The following is a 737-nucleotide window of genomic DNA, read 5'->3' on the forward strand; positions in this document are numbered from 1 at the left end:
AATGAAACCATGAAGTCCAGATTTGTTTGTGTTCAAATGTTCCAATCTACCATGCTGGTGCAAAAGCTAAGCGGAATCACTTTATTGCTGTTGCTGTGTCAACATGCATGTTTCCTCTCTGCAAGTGGCAATGCAAAACGATCAGTGACCTGTGAAGGAGACTCTGCATCCCTCAGCTGTGGCTCTAGATTCATAAATGTCCTTCGTGCCAACTATGGACGGACTAATGGCAGAACTTGCTCTGCTGGGAAACCTCCTGGGCAGCTCTCAAATGTTCACTGCTCCTCAGAAACATCCCTCCAAACGATGGCCACACAGTGTAATGGAAAAAAAAGCTGTTCTGTTCAAGCAGTGAACTCAGTTTTCAATGATCCCTGTTTTGGGACCTATAAATACCTGGAAGTATCTTATGAATGTCTCAAACCCAAGCAGCACATAACTTGTGAAGGTTTCAGAGCTGACATTACCTGTGGGAAAGGTGTTATTTCCGTTTATTATGCCAATTATGGACGGCGGAATCTTGCAACCTGTCCTCATAAATTCGCAACTTCAACCCACTGTAACTCTGATCAGACTGCGCGTATGCGTTCCAGGTGCAATGGAAAGCAGTCTTGTCATGTACAAGCTTCAAATTCGGAGTTCTCTGATCCATGTGTAGGGATCTATAAGTACCTGGAAGTGACCTATTCCTGCATACGAGTTTAGCATGATCTGCATCAGAAGGTGATTGAAATGGC

1 protein-coding gene is annotated in these 737 nt (G+C 44.2%); it reads left to right on the forward strand.

Going from position 1 to position 737, the window contains the following annotated elements:
• Positions 1 to 51 precede the first annotated feature (51 nt).
• On the forward strand, positions 52 to 705 hold the full coding sequence (locus DK870_RS30125) for a hypothetical protein (RefSeq protein ID WP_372241750.1): 654 nt from the start codon (positions 52 to 54) through the stop codon (positions 703 to 705).
• Positions 706 to 737: the final 32 nt, after the last annotated feature.

Source organism: Pseudomonas sp. Q1 (assembly GCF_009935975.1).
In the GTDB taxonomy this organism is placed as follows: domain Bacteria; phylum Pseudomonadota; class Gammaproteobacteria; order Pseudomonadales; family Pseudomonadaceae; genus Aquipseudomonas; species Aquipseudomonas palleroniana.